A 22225-nucleotide genomic window follows, 5' to 3' on the forward strand; every position below is an offset into this window, starting at 1 on the left:
GCTGGTGCGCCTTGTCGATATAGAAGGCGGTTTCCCGTGCCCGGACATCCTCGACCGGATCGGGAGAGGCCGGTTTGAGCTGGGCGAACACGACCACCCCCAGCAGCGCCAGTCCCATGGTCAGGAAAGTCCGGTCGATCACGACGATCTGCTCCTAGAACTGGAAATAGATGAACTGACTGCCGGGACCTCGGAAAAACACGCAGACCACGACAATCGCGGCCAGGGCGACCACCTGCACGGGCCTTTCCAGGGGCCGTGGCAGGAAGCGCCGTTCGTCCAGGTGCAGGAAGAACCAGTATTCGCGCAAGGCCGCGATGACGATGATGATGCCGATGTTGAGCAACTTGACGCCGCCGAGCTGCTCAACGACCATCTGGGGTCCGCCATGGAACGAGAACATCGACCCGACGATCCGCACCGCCTGCTCGAGGCTCGTCGCCCGGAAGAATACCCACGTCACCCAGACTTCGAGCAGCAGCACGAGCGCGGCAAGATGCCTGCCGCCGGGAAGCGACATCAACTTCTGCGGCCAGCGTGTGAACCGCTCGACCGACATCCCGACCGCGTGGAGCCCACCCCAAATGAGGAAGTTCCAGGCGGCGCCGTGCCAGAAGCCGGAAACCAGCATCGTGGTCCACATGTTGCACTCTGAACGCAGCCGACTGCCACGTGATCCCCCCAGCGGGATGTACACGTAGTCCCGGAACCAGGTGGACAATGATATGTGCCACCGGGACCAGAAATCCCGAAGTGACGTCGCCACGTAAGGGTGACGGAAGTTCACCAGGAAGTCGTAGCCGGCCCATTTCGCAAGCCCGCGCGCGATGTCGGAGTAGCCGCTGAAGTCGCAGTAGATCTGGAACGCGAACGCGGTCATGATCAGCCACCAGTACCAGCTGCTCGGCGAATGAACCGGATCGTTGAACGCCCCCGTGACGTAGTACGCAAGGTTGTCGGCGATGAACACCTTCTTGGCGAAGCCGTGGGCGATCAGCTTCGCACCCTCCCAGCGCATGGCCTCGTCCGTATGCGGTTCGAGCTTCAGTTGGGGGAGTAGGTCGGCCGCGCGCACGATCGGGCCGGCGACCAGTTGCGGGAAGAACGCCAGGAACGCGAAGAACTGGAGGATGTTGCTGGTGGGCTGCAGTTCGCGCTTGTACACGTCGATCGAGTAGCTCATCGACTGGAACGTGTAGAAGCTGATGCCGACCGGGAGAATCAGGACGAAGTGCGGAATCGACTCACGAAGGGCAACCTGGATGCCTACCTGCGCGAAGAGCCAGGTGAGGTTGTCCGCGAAGAAGCCGCTGTACTTGAAGACCATCAGCGAGCCGATATTGCCTACCAACGACAGCACCAAGAGCAGCTTGCGCCGGGATCTGTAGCGGACCATGCCTAACCCGGCCAGATAGTCGATCAGTCCACTGCCGATGATGAGGAACAGGAACCGCCAGTCCCACCAACCATAGAATACGAACGAAAACAGCACGATATAGAAATAACGAATCTGCACATGCCGCTTCGCTAGCGGCCAGCCGGCGAAAAACAAGGCGGCAAAAATCAAAAAAACTGGAGAATTGAACAACATCGGGAGGGGGCTCGGTGCTTTCTGCTGGCGCGACAGGGGTCTCAAGCAGAATGAACAGTGACTCGGAGCGTTGATCAATTATATTCCCGTGGGGATCCTGCGGTCAATACTAGAGTTCCCGAGATTTTGACAATGCGGATTCGCTCAGTAAACGCCGATACTGATCGATAATGGTGGGGTGTCGGTGCACGGCGGGTTGCTGAGGCGATGCCGAATGCACGGGTTCGGTGGTCAGTCCCGTCAGTTGCGGGACGGAGGCAGGTGAGCAGGTGCTGCGTTTGAACGGATCAGCCACGAAGTGGTCCCCGGATGTGGCGCGGTCGCCGGCAAGGCGGGGACCCGCGATCACCATCTTGATCGTGTTGGTCTTCAGCCTGATCGCGAGCCGCTTCCTGGTCACGAGGCTTGGGGTGGAGATGTTCGCCTTCACCCTGGTGGGACTTCTGGCCGCGGTACTGTTCGCCACCGCCTCGCTCAGGAACCTGATGGTGCCGTTTATCGTGTGGGTGGTAGCGGTCGGCGGCTTCCGGTTCCTCTGGTCAGTCCGGTCGCCGGTCCTGCCGGATCTCTACCTCGACCGGATGATGATGATCTGGCTCGGCGTCATCTTCATGATCAAGTACGTCGCGGAGCGGCGGCCGCTGCGGGGGCCCTTCGCGCTCGATCTCCTCCTGCTGGCGCACGGGTTGTACATCTACATCCGCGTCTACATCCAGGATTCGCACTACCTCCAGCCGTGGTTCATGAGCGTGGCGATCCCGTACTTCGCCTACTTCTTTGCCAAGAACATCGTCGTCGGTGACCGCAATGTGCGCGCGTTGTGGTGGTCGATGTTTGCCCTTGTCATCTACTACTCGTTCACCGCGATTGTGGAGAAGTACCGGGTCGATAGCCTTGTCTTCCCGCGGTCGATCCTGGCCGCGAAGGAGTTGGAATTCCGGGGCAGATCCATCGGCCCGTTCGAGCAGCCTGGCGTGTTCGGCACGGCGTTCGCGACTCTGTTGCCGGTCCATCTGTACCTGATCGCGACCGCACGCTCGCAGGTGACACGCATCATCGTCGGCGGCTGCTTCCTGGCGGCGATGGCCGGGCTCTACTTCACGTACACGCGAGGCTCCTGGCTGGCAGGCATTGCCGGGTCGGCCGTGGCGGTGTATCTCAACTGGCGGCGCTTCGTGCCTATCGTTGCGCCTGCAGGCATCGCGGCTGCAATCCTGGCGATAGCCGTGCTTGGACTCCGGGAAGACCAGTTCATGAAGGAGCGAGTAGAGAATGACGATACTCTCGGCTCGCGAGTCGGAACCGCCGTGACCGTACTGCGGCTCTGGCGCGACCACCCGCTGTTCGGGATCGGCTTCTTCCAGTTCCGGGCCGTACGGGAGCAGTACGTATCGCCGGTCGAAGCTCCCGTGCTCGGCACGATTCGCTTCAGCCAATTCCGGCACAACCCCATCCACGACATCTATCTGGGGCCGTTGGCCGAGGACGGATTGGTTGGGGCCCTGATGCAGTTCGGCATCTACTTCCTGATCTTCCGGAAGGCGTTCGCCGTGTACCGGAACCGGGGCCCGGACGACCACTTCGGGCAATTCGTGCTTCCGGTGTGTGCGGGCGCGTTCGCTGCCTACCTCGTGGGCGGGCTGGCGTTCGATTACCGGTACTTCTCGTTCAATGGCACGCTCTTCTACATGATCGCCGGCGTGCTCGCCGGATACCAGCGCTCGGAGAGATCCCATGTTCCTGCGTGAGTTCGGTCTTGCAGTCCATCCGTTCGGCATCTCGCCGCGACTCGACTTCCTCTACAAGTCGGGGGCGTTCGAGGAGAGCATTGCGCATCTGGTCTATGGGCTGGACAGCAACGAGGCCATCATCATGATCACCGGCGCCATCGGCACCGGGAAGACCATGGCGATCCAGTCCTTCCTGTCGCACCTCGGCGACCGCTATCTGACTGCACTCGTGACAAACACGAGCGTCGACGCCAAGGAACTCCTGAAGCTGGTGCTCGAGGATCTCGGGGTGCCCGTGGAGCCGGGTGCCGACAAGTCCGATCTGCTGATCGCGTTCAAGAAGTTCCTGATCGCGTCGGGTCGGGACGGCAAGCGGCTCATCGTGGTCATCGACGAGGCGCAGAACCTGTCCCGCGAGGCGCTTGAAGAGATCCGTCTTCTCACGAACCTGGGACAGGGGACGAGCAGCCGGTTCAGATCGTCCTGGCGGGCCAACCTGAGCTGGAGGCGGCGCTTCAGCGTGCGGACCTGGCCCAGCTTCGGCAGCGCATCCGCGTGCACTACAAGCTGGCTCCGTTGTCGCGGCGGGAGCTGGAAGAGTACGTCGATCATCGCATGACCGTGGCCGGCGGGAACGCATGTACGTTCTCGGTGCGGGCCCTGGATCTCATCTACCAGTTGAGCGGTGGTATCCCGCGTGTGGTGAATACCCTGTGCGGCGAAGGGCTGCTGGCTGCCTATGTGGCAGGGCGGCGCAAGGTCGAAGTGGGCGATCTCGACGAATCCGGCGCGGCTTCGGGTGGGATGACGACGGTCGCCGAGGCTTCGATGCCGATACCTCCTGCCCGGACGGACACGGACGGCACGTCTTCGCCCGGCGCCGGTTCGAAGGCAGGTTCGGCCGGGCGAGATCGGGGCGACGCCAGCCACGGAACCCCCAAGCCCGCACCCCAATTGGCGACGCGACAGCAGGCAGCCGAGGGCAGGGGTGGCAGGGCGGTCGAGCCGAAGCGAGGTCGTGTTGTTGGCCGCGCCCTGGGTGCGGTGCTGCTGCTGGCTGCCGTTGTCCTGGGAGGGCTGGCTGCGACCGGGCGGTTCGATGTGTTCGAGGCGATCGGCGATGTACTGCACCGGCCCGAGGACGCTGAGCTCTCCGAGCGGACGACACCAGAAGGAATCGATGCCGAACCGAGGGCCGACGCCACGACTTCCGTAGTTGGTGCCCGGATCGGAGCCGAAGCGGCCCGGGACAGTTCGACCGCCTTGGCAGCGGACCCGGTTTCCGAACAGCATGCACTGCAGGCCGAAGCGGGCGAGGTGGTCCCGCCGCCGGTCGAGCCGGCGGTATCGTCGCCCGGGGCGGGCAGCCCACAACGTGCCGCGGCGCCGACAACGACAACGGTCGAGACGGCAGGCGGAACGCAGGTCCCTGCGGCCGCGGCTCCCGAGGCGTCCGAGCCCAGCGGGAACATCGCGACCGACGGCCCGCTCTATCTGCACGTGAGTTCGTTCCGTACACCTGATCATGCCGGCATCCTCGCCCGACAGTACACCGACGCCGGCCTGCCGGCGATCGTGCGTCAGCAGTTCGTACGCGAGGTCTCGTGGTACCGCGTGTATCTCGGTCCGTTCGCATCCCACGCGGAAGCTGTCGCCCGTGCGAATGCGCTGCGTGACTCGGGATCCATCACTTACTACAAGGTCATGTCGCTGGGCGACGTCGACGCTCAATGAGCGATTTGCCGGAATCCCCACGGGTTGCCCACTTCGTGGAGACGCTGACGGCGGGTGGAGCCGAGATGCTCGCCATGAGGATCTCCGGCGTGTTGGCGGATCGCGGTTGGGGTGCGCATCTCGTCGTTGCCCGCGCGGACGGACCGCTGCGCTGCCGGGTTCCGGAGACGGTACGCCTGGGCGACCTTGGCTGCGACCGCAATGGTGGCGGGCCGGCCGGCGCGCTGGCGTATTTCCTCTCGCTACGCAGGCGCCTGGAGGCGTACCTCCGCGTGAACAGGATCGATGTGCTCCAATGCCACCTGCCGATGGCGAACTTCCTCGGCCTCGTGATGGCGAGGCGGCAGGTCTGCCCTGTGTTGCCGACCGTTCACAACGAACGCGAGTTCGACTATGGCGGACGCGGAAGCTGGCTGCGCCGGCCGCTTCGCAAGGCGGCTTACCGTCGACTGCTTCACAGCTGCTCGGCCATGGTTGCCGTCAGCGAACAGGCGCGAACCGCGATGATCGGGGCACTGGGGGCCGACGAGGAGGAAGCTCGGCGCATCGTTGTCATCCCGAACGGGGTGCCGGCCGGCCCGCGCGCCGGCAAACACGAACGCGCCGCCGCCCGGACACGCTGGAACATTCCCGGCGACGCCGTCCTGATCGTGGGGATGGGTCGACTAACCGCCCAGAAGGACTTCCCGCACGCTGATCGCGGCGCTCGGCGCGATCGAAGGGATGAACCCCGACTGGCAATGTGTCATCGCCGGCGAGGGCGAGCAGCGTTCGCAGCTGAACAGTTGGCGAGGAGCCTCGGAATCAGCCAGCGCTGCCGGTTTGCCGGTCACGTCGACAACACGGCCGAGTTGCTACGTGCCGCCGATGTGTTCTGTCTGCCGTCGACGTTTGAGGGCATGCCCCTGGCGGTGCTGGAAGCCATGTCGCATGATCTTCCGGTCATCGCCACCGATCTGCCGGTGCTGGCAGAACTCGTCCAGGACGGTCTGAGCGGCCGCCTGGTTCCCGTCGGCGACTCCGGCCGGCTTGCGGGCGCACTGCGGGAAGCCGTCGCCGACGAGGCGCGGCGTCGGCAGTGGGGTCACACTGCGGGGGAGGCCGTGCGGAGGCGGCACGACCTGGATGTCGTGGTTGACAGGCTCGAAGCGATCTATCGCGAAGCGCGGGCTTCCAGACGAGGCGAGAACGTCGTTGCTGACTAGTTCGCTCTACCTGTTCATGTCGAAGGTGCTCGGGTACGGGATGCGCCTGTTGCTTCCCCTCGTGCTTGTACGCCTGCTGACGGTCTACGACTTCGGTTCCTACCGCCAGTTCTTCCTGCTCGAGAGCTACATCGGTGCCCTTTTCCAGATCGGTCTGAACCAGGCGCTGTTCTATCTGGTCCCCCGTGACGTCGAGAACGCAGGGTCCTACTTCATCAACAGCATCATCATGAATGTGATCGCGTTCGCGGTCATCTTCGCAGTCATTGGTCTCAATCTCGATGTTCTCAGCGGATTCCTGAAGATGTCGGTGCTCAGGGACGAATTCTGGGTCCTGGCGGCCTATGTCATCACGCTGATCCTCACGATCGGCTGCGATTGCTTCCTCGCCGCGCGTCAGCGCGTGAAGGCCGCGGCGGCCTTCGAGGTCGGCGGCCAGATCCTGGTCAGTGGAATCAGCGTCATGGCCGCGTACATCACCCGCGACCTGCATACGGTTCTCGTCAGCCTGGTCGTGGGCAGGCTTCTGCAGTTGATAGGCATGCTGGCATTCATCCAGGTGCGATTGCACGGCTTCCGCTCCTCACGGTACTTCTTCGCCATTCGGGAGCAGATACGCTACAGTGTCATCCTGGGCGCGGGCGGGACCCTCATCACGATGCTGGCGCGCCTTCATGAGTTCATGGTCAGCCGCTACTACGGCACCGAGGGGTTCGCGGTATACTCTGCCGGCTGCACGGAGATCCCGATCATCCAGATGTTCGTGCAATCGGTGGCAGTCGTTGCGCTGGGTCAGTTCGCCGCACTCGAGCAGCGCAACGACTGGGCGGGCATCCGGGCCCTGTGGCGCCGTGTGATGGCCAGCTCGTACGCCGTCACGTTGCCGGTCACGCTCGTGTTCGTGCTCTTCGCCAAGCCACTGGTCGTGGCGATGTGCACGAGCACATACGAGGACGCGGCTCCGATCTTCCAGATGAATGCACTGACCAAGATCGCGTTGATCTACAACTACACGCTCGTCCTGCGCGCCATCAATCGCAATGACGTCACGGTGTGGGTCAACGTGGCGACGCTGGTGGTGGCGCCTTTCGCGCTGTACGGCGGCATGGTGATCGGGGGCATGGTGGGCATCATCGCCGTGCAGGTGCCCTTGATGCTCGGAACGCGCTGGGTCGGCATGATCATCATGAACAGGTTGATTGCGGAGCCGATGCCCTTCCTCGTCAGCCCAGCGGAGATTGGGGGCTTCTATGCCGAGCTCTGGCGGAAGGCCAAGTCCATGGGCGTCAGGCTGGGCGCGGGGAGGCGCTAGAGTCGCGCGATTGGGGAACGCGGCCGTGCGTCTGCGGCCGCTGCGGTTGCGAGTGCCGACGCCCTGCGCCGAGGGGATGCCGTGCAGTCGCCGCCTGGATGCCCAGGACAAGGGCCCAATCTGGATTACAGAGGTCCAGGATCGGACGGTGGTTTCCGAGGTGCGATGGGATTCGCCCGCGCGCGCCTCGACAGCCCGACGCGCAATGGACTATGATAGGTACGCAGCGCGTGTTCGAATCTCAGGTAACTGTTCGCCGAGTATCTGGGTTGCACGGAAGTGACGACAGGAGTCGCGCCAGATGACGAAACCCATGCCAGCGGGGCGTCGAGCCGAGGATGTGAGGCACCAGTATGAGGTGGAGAAGGCCCTGGCTGCGAAGCTGCGGGCCGCGCCGGCGGAAGAGCGGCGCCACCTGTACGCGCAGGTCTACGATGAGATGTTCCGTCTCTGTCCAGACCATCCGCAACTGGTGAGGAAGCGAGATCCATCGGCCGATGCGGCCAAGATCGAACGCCAACTGACGATTCTCCGCAACTATGTGCGGCCGGAGCACACGTACCTCGAGATCGGTCCCGGTGATTGCGCGCTGACCGTCGCCATGGCGCGAATCGCCCACAGGTGCATCGCGGTCGACGTGTCGACTGAGGTCACGCGGCATGCACATTGGCCAGACAACATGGAGCTGATCATCTCGGATGGCAGCAGCATACCCGTGCCCTCCGGATCGGTGGACGTCGCCTACAGTAACCAGCTGATGGAACACCTGCATCCGGATGACGCCGGGACACAGCTGGTCAACATCGTTGCCGCATTGAAGCCAGGTGGGCTCTACCTCTGCTGTACGCCCAATCGGCTATCAGGTCCACATGACATCTCCGGGCCCTTTGACGAGGTCGCGACGGGCTTTCATCTGCGTGAATACACGATTCGCGAAACGATGGACCTGTTTCGACGTGCCGGCTTCAGGCGATTCGGCGGGTCCGTTGTTGTTCGCGGACGGTTCTACCGGCACCCACTGGCGCCGCTGCTGCCGGTAGAAGCGGTGCTCGGTGCGTTGCCGCGGGGCTTGTGCCAGGCCATCGCGGACTCGCGGTGGCCTCGCCTTCTGCTGGGGTCAATATCGTCGCAGTCAAGTAATCATCGCTACGGGAGACTGACGCCACGTCAGCGGGGTTGTCCAGCATTCTGCAGCATGACTCCCGCAATCCCATCGGCCAAGATCCGATGGGCACTTGCGTTGGGGTGCGAATCGTATCGTGACACCGAATACGTCTCATCCGCATGATCCATGAAGAGGCTCGCACCGCGCACGTAGTTCACAGGGCGCGAGCGAAAGTAGGCGCCAATGCGCGCGTCGACGGCGTCGAAGAGCGAGTAGTGTCCGAGCAGATTCAGATAGGGGCAGTTGACGACGGTCACGTCGATCCCGTCGGCAGCACAGCGAGCCCATACCTCGTCCAGAACGACCTGCGACCGTTGCCAGGGCTGGTAGTCAGGTTCATGTGACCGGGATCGTTCGTGATCGAACTGGCTGCCGGGCACCACGACACCGCGGATCTTGAGTTCCTGGCCCAGAGTGGGCACCACGTACTTGAGCAGGCGGCTATTGACGTAGGCGAAGTGCTGGATGCGCTGAATGTGGCGACGAATTCCGTCCTTGGCCTCGGGCTGGGGGGGCGCCGACGTCGGAGAGCCTGCAGCCGATGCCGGCTGCACCGCGGAGGGCATCGCGTCGCCCGCCGCTTCCCCCTTCGGGTATACGTCGTTCAGGAAATAGGCCCAAACGACGGCATCCGGCTTGAACTGCTCGACGTGCTTGAAGAACATCTCCGCGTTCTTGGCTGAATTGTGTCCCGGCACGGTCACGTCCAGGACGCAGACGTCGCTTGACCCGGCGATCCTGGCGTCACGCAGCTGCGCCTCGAGCAGGTTGCAGAAGCGCTCGCCTTCCGGCACTCCGTTGCCGTAGAGATAGGAGTCCCCGAGGACCATCACGCGGTACTGGTCCGCGGCGGGCGAAAACGTTCCGCCTTCCAGCTGGTCCAGCACGATGGACGGGCGTGACTCGGAACCCAGCCGAACGAGCCGATCGCCGGCGAAGAACATCGTCGCCGAATCGAAACGCACGATCAACTCCCCCAGCACCAGGAAGATGAGCAGTGCGAAGACGGCCTTGCGGAGAGCGGGCATGAGCGCTCCTAGAACTGGAAGTAGATGAACTGCTGGTTGGAAAACACGCCGAAGACAACGAGTACCCAGAACTGGAACGACATGGTGGTCCACATGAAGACCGGCTGTCGCAGGATCGGCTTCTCACGCCACAGGAAGAAGTCGAATACCATCATCAAGAGGACAATGGAGGTCAGGAAGGCGACGTCACGCCCGCTATCGAGCGGCGCCTGGAAGGCCAGATGCAACCGGCCGCCTGCCAGATCGCCACCGATGCGGTTCAAGATCAGGAAGGCATCAGACAGACTGCCGGCGCGGAAGAACACCCAGCCGAACAACACCAGGATGAAAGTCCAGACGGCCTGCGCGAGGGTGAACAACCCGTTCAGGCTATCCGGTAGCCGGGGCCGTCCGTACTTGCCGATCACAGCCTTCTGGAGGTTCTCCATCATCAGGTAGAAGCCATGCAAACCGCCCCAGACGACGAAGGTCCAGTTGGCTCCGTGCCACAGGCCGCTGACCAGAAAGGTCACAAGGAGGTTGAGGTAGGCCTGTGGCTTCGCGACCTTGCTGCCCCCCAGGGGGATATAGACGTAGTCGCGAAACCAGGTAGACAGGGAGATGTGCCACCGCTGCCAGAACTCGCGGATCGACGTCGAGAAGTACGGTTGCCGGAAATTGATCATGAGGTCGAACCCCATGATGCGGGCCGATCCAATGGCGATGTCGGAGTAGCCGGAGAAGTCACAGTAGATCTGGATGGCGAACATCACGCACGCCACCAGGAGCGTGCTGCCGTCGTAGTTGCCGGGATTGGCGAACACGGGTTCGATGTACATGGCCAGCCGGTCGGAGATGACGACCTTCTTCACCAGTCCCCAGAGGATCAGCTGAAGTCCGCTGCTCAGTCGCGCGAAGTCGAAGCGATGCGCCGTATAGAACTGGGGAGCAGGCTGGTCGACCGTTCGATCGGCCCGGCCACCAGCTGAGGGAAAAACGACACGTACACCGCGAAGAGGCCCAGATGGCGCTCCGGCTCCCGGTGGCCCTTGAAGACGTCAATCGTGTAGCTGAGCGTCTGGAAGGTATAGAAGGAGATGCCAACCGGAAGCAGCACCTTCAGCTCCGGAAGCCGGACCATGAGATTGAACTGCCCGAAGAGGGACTGAACCGAGTCGCCGAAGAAGTTGAAGTACTTGAAGACGAACAGGAGGCCAAGATTGAGTGCCAGGCTCACGCCCAGCAGGACCTTGCGTCTTCGCTGGGTCGCGGCAGCGGCGATCCCGATCGCCACTGCATAGTCCACCAGCGTCGAAAAGACGATCAATGACAGGTATTCCAGCTTCCACGAGGCATAGAAGAAGTAGCTCGCCAGAAGCAGCAACACCCAGCGCAGCTTGTGCGGCAATGCGAAGTACAGGCCGACGACAACTGGCAGGAAGATGAGATATTCGAAGGAATTGAATAGCACGTGGTGGGCTCCGGGAGATGAATCGACCACTGGGATGCAGCCGGGCGCACATCGGGATGCCGGCGATGGCGCCGAATGCCCGGGACCCGTCCTTGTTTCACGGCCGTGAGATCTTAAGGCAATCCCGCGGCAACTTCAAGGACCAATGGCTCTTGGCTGCCGGGGGCGGGCCTTGTTTGGCACAAGCCGAGTCGCCTGGTGAGGCTCGTGGGCAGGTAAGCCCATGGCGGTCCTTCGCGGCGTGAGGCTGACACCGGTCGAGTCCGGGCACTAGCTCCGGACAGCATCGATCAGCACACAGGTCGTTTCCTGTTCGGCGGTGACGCGTAGCGAGTCGTCCACATGATGCCGCAGGGCATTCAGGTCGTGCTGCCACAGCCAGTCGCGGCGTCTGCGCGCGATCTGGGGCCACGGCGCCAGCCCGCGGGAGCAATACCAGACGATGGCCGGCCGGCTCAGGTAGCCGCGGAAACTGACCGCAGAGAACCCATTCGAACGACGCAGTTCTTCCCATCGGCTCCAGGACCAGAGATTGTGATGCCCGAGCGTGCGGTTCAGGCGCTCGGCGAAAGGCGTGCCATAGGCGGCGACCATGGTCTCGGTGAAGCCGCTGGTGGGGACCGTGGCAAGCAGGCGGCCCCCGGGGCGCAGTGCGCGGGCAATCGATGCTATCGCAGGTGCAAGGGGTTCAACATGTTCGAGTGTCGAATTGGAAAAGATGGTGGCGATGGTACGGTCCGTGAGGGGCAGCGACTGCCGCATGTCGGCGGCGTGGGTGCTGCCGTAGACCTTCGGGTTGCATTGACTGACGGCATCGGCGTCGCCGTCGATGCCGTACTCGATGCTGTTGGTCAGGAGGGCGCCGAACCCGCCGTCGCCGCAGCCGAGGTCCAGCAGCGGGCGTGGTGCGTTGGCGAGCGCTTCTCGGAGCAATCGCCACTCGACCGTGCGCCACATGGAGTGCTTCGTGTCACCGGAGCGAAGCAGTTCGAAGCCGTCGCGATCGCGCACGACTTCCGCAGCCAGGAACACCTGCCCGCCCGGTAGGGATGCACCAAGCCCCTTGCCGGCGGCGCCGCTTCCCATCATCCCCTGACGGGTCTTGAGCACAGCCCGAAGCGAGCCATCGATCATCAGGTGCAGGGTTGGGCCAATCGACGCCATGGAAGCTGCCTTTCTTCGGTCCAGGAAGGGCGCGTGCTGGTGAATTTCTGTCGCGGCGCTAGATGCCGGTCACGCTTCGATCCAAGCGGCAAATCTCCGCAGCCCTTCCTTCAGGTCCACGGTTGGCTCGAAGCCGGCCAAACGGATCTTCTCCAAGCCGGCCACCAGTCGGTTGATATCACCTGGCCAACTCTGGCCGGTATAGTAGACCTCTGTGTCCTTCAATTGCAAGGTTTCCAGGATGAGTGCCACAAGCTGCCGGATGGAAACGGGATGGCCGCCCGCGATGTTGTAGACGCCGCCAACTGCATCTGGATTCTGGGCGAGGTTGAAAAAGGCCGTGGCTGTGTCGGCAACGTAGCAGTAGTCGCGGACCTGTTCGCCCGTTCCGAGAACCTCGAGCCTCGAGCTGTCCTTCTGGATCTTCCGGAACAGGTCGTAGATGACATAGCGCGGCTGCCGTGGGCCGTACGTGTTGAAGATGCGGATCGCCGTGAACGGCAGGCCGTAGGTGTGGTTCCAGGCCAGTCCCATCGATTCGGCGGCGAGCTTCGAAGCGCCGTACGGTGAGATCGGTCGCAACGGGTGCCGCTCGTCCATCGGCGTGTACTCGGGCTCGCCGTAGACGGCGGCCGTCGATGCCTGCAAGACGCGCTCGACGCCATGCCGGCGGCAGGAATCGTAGACGTTGAATGCGCCGACGGCATTCGTGAAGAAGTCGACGGACGGGAACTTCACCGATCGGGGCACGTCGGCATTGGCCGCGAAATTGAATACCAAGCGACAGCCCTTGACCAGTCCGTCCACCAGTTCAGCGTCGGCGACCGAGCCGACGACCATCTCGATGTCGTTCTTCACGTCGGCTAGATTGTCCGGCTTGCCGGCGGACATGTCGTCCAGGACCACCACGTGGGCGCCGCTGGCAACGAGCAGATCAACCAGATGGCTGGGGATGAACCCGGCTCCGCCGGTGACGAGAACTCTCGATTGATTCAAGCTCATGAAACCACTCCGTACTCGCTGAGGACCTGTCGATACACGGCTATCGTCCTTTCGGCGGCCGCAGCGGGCCTGAAGTCGCGATGGGCGCGAGCCTTGGCGGCTGCTCCCATGCGTGCCCGCAGATCATCATCCGCCAGAACGGCCGTCAGCGCGTCGGCGATGGCCTGGACATCTCCGAACTTGACGAGATGGCCCGTGGCGCCGTCGGCGACCAGGTCGGGAACGCCGCCGACGGCGGTGGCGACGACCGGCTTGCCGAGGGTCATCGCTTCGGCAATGGAAACCGGCGAACTCTCTTCGACCGAGCACAGGGCGAACACCGAGCAACCAGTGAAGGCCTGTTGCAGCTCTTCGTCAGTGACGAAGCCGACCATTTCCACGCAATCGGTCAGCCCCAATTCGGCGATGCGATCCTGTACCTGTTTGCCGTACTCGGGAATCAGCAACTTCCCGATGAGCTTGAGCCTTGCATCGGGGACTTTCCGGCGGACAAGGGCCATCGCTTCCACCAGATGGATAATGCCCTTGCGGGGCTGCACAGCAGCCACCGACAGCACGGTCCGGTTCCGGTCGGTGGTTTCCATTGCAAAGTACTTGTCGGCCACCGGATTGGCGATCGCGAACTGTTTCGCGTGCGACATTGGAGCAATGGTCTTGCCGACGTAGTCGGCGATGACGAATACGAACCTCGCCCGGGCGAGAACGCGCCGTTCCTGTCGGATGGTGGCGACCTGACGCAACCAGCCGACGATGCCGCCGAATAGCACCACCTCACGGAATCGAATGCCGTGCACCGTCAAGACCGTCGGGATTCCGGACTCTTGAGCCGCGGCAACGTAGCCACCGGTGCCGTGTGCATGGACGATGTCCGGCTTGATCTCGCGCAACGCCCGCCGCAGCCGCTTCCTGTCGAGATAGTGGCCCGTGAGCACACCGAGCCGACGTTGACCCGGCAGGTAGTGGATCGTGAATCCGCCGTACGATTTGGTCAGGTTCCGGTTCGTTTCGGGAGAACTGACGACCAGATGGAGGTCTATGTCATCGCGCGGCGCCATCGCCATCGCCAGATTGCGGATCACGGCTTCGACACCCCCCGGTATCTTCTCCGGATCGAGCGGGAAATTGCCCAGCATGGCCACACGCATGCACCAGCCTCCGATCGGTGAGGATCTCGCAGCAAGCCAGATGTCGCATCTTCAACAGGTTACCACATTCGGGGGGCATCCGGCAATCGAGAAACGTCATGAAATCAAAATATATATGACCTATTGTGCGCTCGCGGGACGCAGCCAGGCCTCCCATCCACCCTGCTGGAGGGGCCCAAACACAGTCTATGACCGGCGAGCGCTGTGTAACAGATTGAAAAATAAGCAACTTCAATGAGCCATGGGCGGCAGGGCTCCGGTGGAAGCTCTGACGGGGGGCATTCATGCCTGCATCGCCCGCGGGGGCGGGAACAGGGCGCCGCTGACAAGACGGCATGAGCGAGCGGGACCTACAAGCAGGAGTCGTCGCTCGCCGATGCTCCGGCGAACATGCTGGTTGCTGGACATCGAGTCCGTGACCATGTTCGCATACCGCTGGATCGCTGCCGGGCAGTTCGACGTGCTGCCGGGGCCTGCGACTCTCGTCACAGGCCCGGGCGCCGAACAGCCGCGATCACGGCACGTGAGCAGCCAGTTGCTTCACGGATTGCGACAAGCCGACGGAGGCCCAGTGTTCGGCACCGTCGTCGGAGCGCGGATACCATGGCCAAGATCCTCTTCATCGTGAACTCGCTGAATCCGGGCGGCGCGGAGCGGCACGTGGTGTCCCTGGTCAATCACCTTGATGCCGACGAGTTCCCGCGCGCGCTCGCATACCTGCATTCCGGCGATGCGCTGCGGGGCGAGATCGCGGCTGAATACCTTGAATCCACGATCTCCTGCGGAGTGCGCCAGAAGCTGGACCTCCAGGTTGTTCGACGGTTGGCAGGGCACATCGACCGTGAGGGCGTCGAGGTGGTCTACTGCACGAACCTGTATTCCATGCTGTATGGAGTGCTGGCGCGGGCGCGCTCGAAGAGGCGACCGAGGCTCGTGATGGCGTTTCACACGACGCTTCTCGGAAGCTGGCGGCTTCGCTTCCAGATGGCCTTCTATTGGTTGCTGTTCCGGCAGTGCGACGAATTGATCTATGTCTGCCAGAACCAGCGCCGCCATTGGCGCCGAAGGGGACTGCGGGCGCGTGCGGACTCCTTCATCTACAACGGGGTGGACGTCGATCGCTTCTCGGTTGCCGTGGTGAGAGATGCCGCGCGCGAAGCGCGCAACCGGTTCGACGCTGTCGACACCGATCTCATGATCGGCATCTGCGCCGGGCTGAGGCCCGAGAAGGCGCATGGAGACCTCTTGGAGGCGGTCGCACTCCTGAAGCGCGATGGCGTGCCGGCGCGGTGCCTCGTGATCGGAGACGGCCCGGAACGGCCGCGCATCGAGCGACGTATTGCGGAGCTCGGCCTGCAGGAACAGGCGTTCGTCGTCGGCTTCCAGGCCGATGTGCGACCCTGGGTGGCCGCGTGCGACGTGATGGCCATCGTATCGCATGCGGTCGAGACCTTTTCGATATCGGCGCTGGAGGCAATGGCGCTGGAGCGGCCAATGGTCATGTCACGAATCGGCGGCGCGGACGAACAGGTGACCGACGGCCACAACGGCTACGTCTACGAGGCAGGGGATATCGGGGCGCTGGCGGCGTGCCTGAAGAAGTTCGCTGATCCCGCCGAGCGACGCCGCCAGGGCGCGAACGCCCGCGAGGTGGTTGTCAAGCGCTTCGAGCTTCACGATATGGTGCGGCGCTACGAAGACGCACTGCGATCCGTCGCCGGCAGGAGCTAGAAGCGCGGCGCGCCCCGGCCGTCCCCCACGATTGCGAGCAGGGCGTCGCGGACGACGTCTTTCGTGAAGTTGTCTCGGGCGAAGCGGACGCCGTTGGTTGCCATGTCCTGCAGGTCGTGGCGGGCCTGCAACTCCCGGATCTTTGCCGCCATGCCATCGATGTCATCGGCCTGGATATACACGCCATTGAATCCATCCCGGATGATCTCGCCGACCGAGCCGACGACGCTCGTGAGCGGTATGCAGCCGAGAATCGTCGCCTCGATCAGGATCATGGGGAACTCGTCCCGGCGCGTGGGCAACAGCAGGAACCGCGATTGGGCGATGATATCGTACTTCGCACGCCCCCACATCGAGCCCAACCAGCGCGCGTTAGGCGTCGTTTCAAGCTCCGAGATGAACTCGCGCTCCAACGACTCGTCGGCGAAGCTGCCAACGAACACGAAGTTCTCGCCCGGAAGCAGGCGCGCTACCGCAATCACCTCGAAGATGCCCTTCAGTCGGTCCATCCGGCCGAGGTAGAGGATCTGCTTCCGGGCGCTGAGGGGCGGCAACACAGCAGGCAGTTCCGAAGCATCGATGAAATTCGGGATGACGTACGTGTCCTTCCGCCAGCCGTTTGCGACCAGGCTGCGGCGGCACGGCTCCGTCAACAGGATCATCTTGTCGATGAACCGCTCCGAGGCGAGTATCTGCCTGAAGTGCCGCGGCGTGACAGCCTCCTGGAGGTTCGCATTCGCGTGGAAATGGGCTACCGTGCGGCAGCGCAACAGCTTGGCCCACACGAAGAACAGGCTCTGGTGCAGATAGCCGGTCTGTGCGATCTGCATGTACATGGCATCCGGGCGGTGAACGGCGATCAAGGCGATTGCCTGCAGGTACGCCAAAATATAGCGATCGGGGCCGGAAGCCGCTTCATGAGGTTCTGCGCGTCGACGGTCAGACACCGGTACCCTGCCTGACGGAAGACCGCTGCGACTTCGTTGTTGATCGTCGCGACGCCGCCGCCCGTTGTCGGTCCTACGAAGAGGATCTTCCTGGCCATCCGCTCCCTGCTCCCGTGGCTCAATTGCGAACGTGCGTGGCGTCCCATCCCACCGATCGGCAGTCCGGCTCAAATCGGTTGCCGGATCTTGCTGAAGATGAACCTGGACTTGCCCGCTTGAGTCACCTGGATCTGGTCCGTGCGCGCGATCTCGACGTCCAGTTCCTCGAAGAAGACCTTGCGCATGGAACGCCAAAGCACGTCGCGGTACTTGAGGAACGTCTCCTCGTCTGCGTTCAGGTACACCCGCACGAGGTGTTCGTTCTCCTGGACCACCTGACCGTTCCGTATGTCCTTGATGTCCTGGTGGATGAACGCCCAGACCACCGCGCTGGGAGAGATGCGCCGCCCGGAAGCAGTGCTGATCCAACCTTCGTGCTTGGTGATGACGGGCGAGATCACGGGCAGCGTTCGGCCGCATTCGCACGCCAGCGAAGGCTGTGATTCGATCACGTCCCCGATCTGGTAGCGGATCATCGGCATGGCGAAATTGGAGAGCGTCGTGACGGCTGCGGGCTTGACCTCATTCATGATGCCGAACTGTCCTTCGAGGAAGCCGTCCACGAGCGAGAGATGGTACCGACCGAACGCGCATTGCGCGGCGGAGATCACCTTCTCGCCGGAGCCGTAGAGCCCGCGGATCTTCGCCCCGAAGACTGCGCCTATGATCCGTTCCTGATGGGCGTGCATGGGCTCGCTGGAGAACAGGATGTGGCGCAGGTCCCAGTCCATTCGGAACTCGGACTCCTGAAGGTAGCTGGAAAAGATCTCGAGGGACGAAGGATAGCCCATCAGGTAGGCGGGTCGCCGCCGACGCAGCAGTTCTCCCATGCTGCGCGCGGTGTCCGCATTCAGGTGGAAGGTCGACAGATAGATTCGCCGGTCCGGGTACGAGATCATCCACGGCCTGGCTGGGTTCATCTCCTCCAAGGGGACGACGGGATCACCGACAAGCCTGGCGATCCAATCGCCGGGTTTGTAGTCGGCCCACAAGGTGCGTCGCCACCATAGCGCATCTCCCAGCAGGAACGACGGCTTGTCCATGTGGATCAGAAAGGGCGCGTCCCCGTGGTCCCCGAGGTCCGGGAGATCACGCAATCGCCCCGGCCGCGGGCCAGGAGGCCGCGGGATCGCGATTGATGATCTCCTTGTTCGTGATGGGCAGTTCCTTGAGCACTTCATAGGCGCTACGGTGCTTCAGGTCCGCTTCCAGGCGCTGATACTGCGCGTAGAACGGCACGTTGGCGATAGCGTGGCGGATCATCAGCTTCAATTTGTCGTCCACCAGAGCGATCTGGTCGCTCCGGGCCAGCGTTTCCGTGTACGCGATCCCGCGCAGGAGCTGGTCCCAGCGGCGATACCGGGCACGATTTCTCAGCCCATAGGCGTTCGTGTACAAAGACCTGAGTGCACGAGGCGATGCGTTGTAGACCGACTTCATGAGGCTCATGAGGATGCGACACTTCCGGGATTGGGCGATTCGGCGCCGTCGCCAGGTCGGGTCATCCGGCGTCCATTCGGGGTGCTTGTCGGTGCCGATGCAAGGTCTTCAGGACAGGCTATCGGCATGATACGCGCCGCCTTGAAGGGCGTCAAAGCCGAGATGCCGATCCGGGCCGTTCGGCGCCGTTGCCGGACTCCGGCAATGCCGGAGGCGGTGCGGCGTCGAATCGGGCCTCGATTGACGCCACATTGCCGGAAGCCTATCTTCGCCGCCACCTGCTCGACCGGGAGGCCCAATGCGAATCTGGTTCGACGCCGACAACGGTCCCCATGTCCTCATCATGCGCCCGCTCGCGGCCGAGCTGACCAGACGCGGCCACGATGTGGTCTTCACGGCGCGAGACCGCACCAGCACCTGTCAACTGCTTGATATGTACGGATTTACATATTTGCGAGTGGGGGGCGAATACGGTCGTGGCATGAGCGGCAAGGTCAAGGGCACCCTTGGTCGCGCCTGGGAGTTGGCGCGGACGATGCGGCGACGCGGGACGCAGGTGAGTTTCGGTCATGGTTCGCGGGCTTTGCCCATCGCGTCGGTGTTGCTGGGCATCCCGACCGTGACCATGTACGACTACGAATGGGTCAACGCCCGGCTGTTCAACCTGTGCTGTCGTTCCATCCTGTTGCCGGCCTCGATCACGAATGGCCGCTGCGCCGAGGCAGGCATCGCGACCTCGAAAGTCGTCGGCCACCCTGGCTTCAAGGAGGAACTCTACCTTGCCCAGGGGGAACTGGACAACACGATCGCTGCCGACCTGGGCCTGCGGCCGGAAGCGGTAAAGGTGTTGTTGCGGCCGCCAGCCACAACTGCCCACTACCACAACCCCGAGGCGGAGATCCTGCTGCAGGCGATCCTGCACAAGTTGGCAGGCGCCGGTGACGTGCAACTGGTCTATCTGCCGCGCACGGACGACCAGCGGGACCTGCCGAAGCTCGCAGGCGTGCGCGAGGTCATCATCCCCCGCAAGGTCTATGATGGTCCCAGCTTGGTTGCCTCCACCGACATGGTGATCAGCGGCGGCGGTACCATGACGCGCGAAGCGGCGATCATGGGAATCCCCTCGTACAGCTTCTTCCGGGGGCGCGAGGGAATGGTCGACGAGGCGCTGGCAGCCAGCGGTCGGCTGGCCCTGCTTGCCAGGGCGGACGAGGTTCCGACAAAACTGGTGGTGGTCCGCCGGCAAGGCGCGGTGTCGCGACCGGACCCGAACGCGCTGATAGCCTTCATCTGCAACGCCATTGTTGGCGCGGTCAATCGCCAGCGGTGGGCCAGGAACTGCTCGATCGCGTCCACGATACGCGGAGCGGTGGCGCTGTCCCACAGCTCGGGGACACGCCCTTCTTCCAGTCGCCCGCCAGGATCATCGCCGTTTGCTCAGCCAGCGAGTCGACCGTCGCCAGCTCATTCGTCCCCTCGCTGATCGTGACAGGGCGTTCGGTGTTGGGGCGCAACGTGAGGCAGGGAATGCCCCAGCCATGTTCGCTTCCTCCTGCAGGCCGCCCGAATCGTGATGATCAGCTGGGCGTGAACCACCAGGTTCATGAACTCGTAGTAGCCCATCGGATCAGCCAGGATGATCAATGATCCTGTCAGGCCGCACTTTTGCACCCAGATCAAGCTGGGACATGACGGCGCGGGTACGGGATGGACCGGGAACACGAGGGGGATGTCCATGCCCACCAGGACATCCAGGATGCGCCAGCGTGTCGGGGTCGTCCACGTTGGCCGGGCGGTGCAGCGTCATGACTCCCGAAACGGCCTGCGGTCGGGCCGAACCGCGCGCACGTGTCCAGGCGGCGCGCTTTTTCCACCGAGCGCACTCAGGCTGTATCGTCATGATGTTGCCCACCAGCTTGATCCGCCTCGGGGGCCACGCCCTCCGCCAGCAGGTTGTCGTCGGCGTCCCGGCTGGGGGTGAACAGCAGGTCGGCGATGGCGTCGGTCAGCAGGCGATTGACTTCCTCGGGCATCGTCATGTCGCGGCTGCGCAGGCCGGTTTCCACGTGGGCCACCGGGATGTGCAGTTTGGCGGCAGTGATGGAGGTGGCCATGGTGGCGTTGACGTCGCCGACCACGACGACCATGTCCGCGCCCTGAAGGCACAACTCCTCGAACTTGACCATCACGCCGGCCGTCTGCTGGGCGTGGCTGCCTCCCGCCGACGCCCAGGTGGACAGGGGGTACCGGCAGGCCCAGGTCTTCGAAAAACACGTCCGACATGTTGTGGTCGTAGTACGGGTGTGGATCAGCAGCGGCTGAAGCCCGTCCGACGGGCGGCCATCGCGCGCCACAAGGGGGCCAACTTCATGAAGTTGGGACGGGCGGCGGCAATGAGGAAGATCTTCTTTGGGCACGGCGAGTCCCTCGGTCGTGTGGCGATCGTCGTTCTTCTCGATACCTAGTGCGGCAATCCGCCGCTGTCAACTGTCGACCACCAGCGCGCGCTCGGCGCGATTTCCGCGCGGCTCGCCGCCAGGTAGGCACAAATCGCCAGTAACATCCACGCTCCTGACCACCGCATGTGGATGATCCCTGCGCATGCCCGGCGTGCTTCTGAAACGGAACCTGCCGCGCCGCTCGTCCCACAGCCCGCGACCCCGCGCGCCAGGATGCGGCCGGCGAACACTCCGACCGCATCGTCGTCGAACCGGCGCAGCCGCAGGAACGTGAGGGCCCCTGCGGCGAAGCTGTGCGGGTCCAGCGGCCACCGCGTGGTGCTGTAGTAACGCGGCGGCGTCGTCCTCGAACAGGTGCCGCCGATAGGTTGGCTGGCCGGCCGCCAGGCGCTCATCCCAGCGATCGGTGCCCAGCAGGGCGCCGTGCGGCGGACGGTTTCCAGGTTGAAGCCCGTGTGCAGGTTGTCGATCCACTGCTGTGCGGCCGGCGTCGCCGTAGATCCAGGATCCGTCTGCGGCCTGCCGGGCCATCACCCAGGCCACGCCGCGGCCCGCGTCGTGGCGCCAGGCGTCCGCCTCGTCCGCATCGACGTGCGGAGCGGCCTGAGCCAGCAGGCGGGCCCCGAACAGCGAGGCGTTGAGACCCGCGTGCGGTCTCCGGGCGAGTAGTTGAAGCAGATGCCGTCCGCATCCTGGTGCCGGTGGAGATGGCGGGCCACGAAGCGCCCGGCGGCCACCGACGTCTGCTGCCAGCCGGTCGCGCATCCCTCCAGCGCGTCCACCGCGAAGCTCGTGGCCACGACCGTGGGAAAGAAGGCCGGCTGCAGGAACGCCTTGCTCTGCCAGGGAAAAATCGTAGCCCCAGCCCAGGGCAGCGGGCAGGGGCAGGTCCCCGCTGCCAGGCGCCCGGCCGTGCCGCGGACGATCGTGCGCGAGCCCAGCGGCGGCGTGAAAAGCCGTCCGGCGCCGACCCCAGGCACAGCAGGGCATCGTGCCAGCCAGGCGCCGACCGTCGCCGTCCGG

Annotated in this window: 17 protein-coding genes and 2 pseudogenes; 8 read left to right on the forward strand and 11 right to left on the reverse strand. The window is 63.6% G+C overall.

Annotated elements, in window-relative coordinates; translation table 11 throughout:
* Window positions 1-142, reverse strand: a 142-nt coding sequence (locus IPK20_21915) for a hypothetical protein (GenBank protein ID MBK8019078.1), incomplete at its 3' end; no start/stop codon positions are given.
* 12 nt (window positions 143-154) lie between these two features.
* Window positions 155-1591 (reverse strand): MBOAT family protein, encoded by a 1437-nt coding sequence (locus tag IPK20_21920; GenBank protein MBK8019079.1) that lies wholly within the window; start codon window positions 1589-1591, stop codon window positions 155-157.
* 353 nt (window positions 1592-1944) lie between these two features.
* On the opposite strand from IPK20_21920, the gene IPK20_21925 reads away from it, so the two are divergent.
* From IPK20_21925 to IPK20_21950, 6 genes are all read left to right on the forward strand, one after another.
* Complete coding sequence (locus IPK20_21925; protein MBK8019080.1) at window positions 1945-3339, forward strand: O-antigen ligase family protein; 1395 nt, start codon at window positions 1945-1947, stop codon at window positions 3337-3339.
* Window positions 3326-3940, forward strand: coding sequence for an AAA family ATPase (locus IPK20_21930; GenBank protein MBK8019081.1), 615 nt, complete (start codon window positions 3326-3328; stop codon window positions 3938-3940). Before IPK20_21925 ends, IPK20_21930 begins: the two co-directional genes overlap by 14 nt.
* On the forward strand, window positions 3877-5055 hold the full coding sequence (locus IPK20_21935; protein ID MBK8019082.1) for an SPOR domain-containing protein: 1179 nt from the start codon (window positions 3877-3879) through the stop codon (window positions 5053-5055). Before IPK20_21930 ends, IPK20_21935 begins: the two co-directional genes overlap by 64 nt.
* Window positions 5052-6260: a glycosyltransferase family 4 protein gene (locus tag IPK20_21940; GenBank protein MBK8019083.1), complete on the forward strand. Its 1209-nt coding sequence runs from the start codon at window positions 5052-5054 to the stop codon at window positions 6258-6260. The genes IPK20_21935 and IPK20_21940 overlap by 4 nt, the downstream gene beginning before the upstream one ends.
* On the forward strand, window positions 6250-7572 hold the full coding sequence (locus tag IPK20_21945) for an oligosaccharide flippase family protein (protein MBK8019084.1): 1323 nt from the start codon (window positions 6250-6252) through the stop codon (window positions 7570-7572). Before IPK20_21940 ends, IPK20_21945 begins: the two co-directional genes overlap by 11 nt.
* 301 nt (window positions 7573-7873) lie before the next feature.
* Window positions 7874-8860, forward strand: a complete 987-nt coding sequence (locus IPK20_21950; GenBank protein MBK8019085.1) for a methyltransferase domain-containing protein — start codon at window positions 7874-7876, stop codon at window positions 8858-8860.
* 913 nt (window positions 8861-9773) lie between these two features.
* On the opposite strand, the pseudogene IPK20_21955 reads toward IPK20_21950, so the two are convergent.
* From IPK20_21955 to IPK20_21970, 4 genes and pseudogenes are all read right to left on the reverse strand, one after another.
* Window positions 9774-11215, reverse strand: a pseudogene (locus IPK20_21955) (MBOAT family protein).
* Window positions 11216-11485: 270 nt separating this feature from the next.
* Window positions 11486-12379, reverse strand: a complete 894-nt coding sequence (locus IPK20_21960; GenBank protein MBK8019086.1) for a class I SAM-dependent methyltransferase — start codon at window positions 12377-12379, stop codon at window positions 11486-11488.
* A 69-nt stretch (window positions 12380-12448) separates the two neighbouring features.
* Window positions 12449-13381: a GDP-mannose 4,6-dehydratase gene (locus IPK20_21965; protein MBK8019087.1), complete on the reverse strand. Its 933-nt coding sequence runs from the start codon at window positions 13379-13381 to the stop codon at window positions 12449-12451.
* Entirely contained in the window at window positions 13378-14526 is a 1149-nt protein-coding gene (locus IPK20_21970) for a glycosyltransferase family 4 protein (GenBank protein ID MBK8019088.1), read from the reverse strand. The genes IPK20_21965 and IPK20_21970 overlap by 4 nt, the downstream gene beginning before the upstream one ends.
* 603 nt (window positions 14527-15129) lie before the next feature.
* Between IPK20_21970 and IPK20_21975 the strand changes: the two genes are divergently transcribed.
* Window positions 15130-16257 carry a glycosyltransferase gene (locus IPK20_21975; GenBank protein ID MBK8019089.1) on the forward strand — a complete coding sequence of 376 codons (1128 nt, stop codon included), beginning with the start codon at window positions 15130-15132 and terminating at the stop codon, window positions 16255-16257.
* Here IPK20_21975 and IPK20_21980 read toward each other — a convergent pair.
* Complete coding sequence (locus IPK20_21980; protein MBK8019090.1) at window positions 16254-17498, reverse strand: glycosyltransferase family 4 protein; 1245 nt, start codon at window positions 17496-17498, stop codon at window positions 16254-16256. The two genes, IPK20_21975 and IPK20_21980, sit on opposite strands and share 4 nt — an antisense overlap.
* Before the next feature lie 894 nt (window positions 17499-18392).
* Window positions 18393-18752, reverse strand: coding sequence for a hypothetical protein (locus tag IPK20_21985; GenBank protein MBK8019091.1), 360 nt, complete (start codon window positions 18750-18752; stop codon window positions 18393-18395).
* Between the two features lie 289 nt (window positions 18753-19041).
* Here IPK20_21985 and IPK20_21990 point away from each other — a divergent pair, with 289 nt between their 5' ends.
* Entirely contained in the window at window positions 19042-20226 is a 1185-nt protein-coding gene (locus IPK20_21990; protein MBK8019092.1) for a DUF354 domain-containing protein, read from the forward strand.
* 400 nt (window positions 20227-20626) lie between these two features.
* Here the strand turns inward: IPK20_21990 and IPK20_21995 are convergent.
* The 3 genes and pseudogenes from IPK20_21995 to IPK20_22005 all read right to left on the reverse strand — a co-directional run bounded on the left by IPK20_21995 (window position 20627) and on the right by IPK20_22005 (window position 22182).
* Window positions 20627-21114 (reverse strand): annotated as a pseudogene (locus IPK20_21995) (UDP-N-acetylglucosamine 2-epimerase).
* A 90-nt stretch (window positions 21115-21204) separates the two neighbouring features.
* A complete protein-coding gene (locus IPK20_22000) occupies window positions 21205-21597 on the reverse strand; it encodes a hypothetical protein (protein ID MBK8019093.1) in 393 nt (130 codons plus the stop codon).
* Between the two features lie 135 nt (window positions 21598-21732).
* The gene (locus tag IPK20_22005) at window positions 21733-22182 is read right to left on the reverse strand and encodes a hypothetical protein (protein MBK8019094.1); all 450 of its coding nucleotides are present in this window, start codon (window positions 22180-22182) and stop codon (window positions 21733-21735) included.
* Window positions 22183-22225: the final 43 nt, after the last annotated feature.

The organism is Betaproteobacteria bacterium (genome assembly GCA_016713305.1).
Lineage (GTDB): Bacteria > Pseudomonadota > Gammaproteobacteria > Burkholderiales.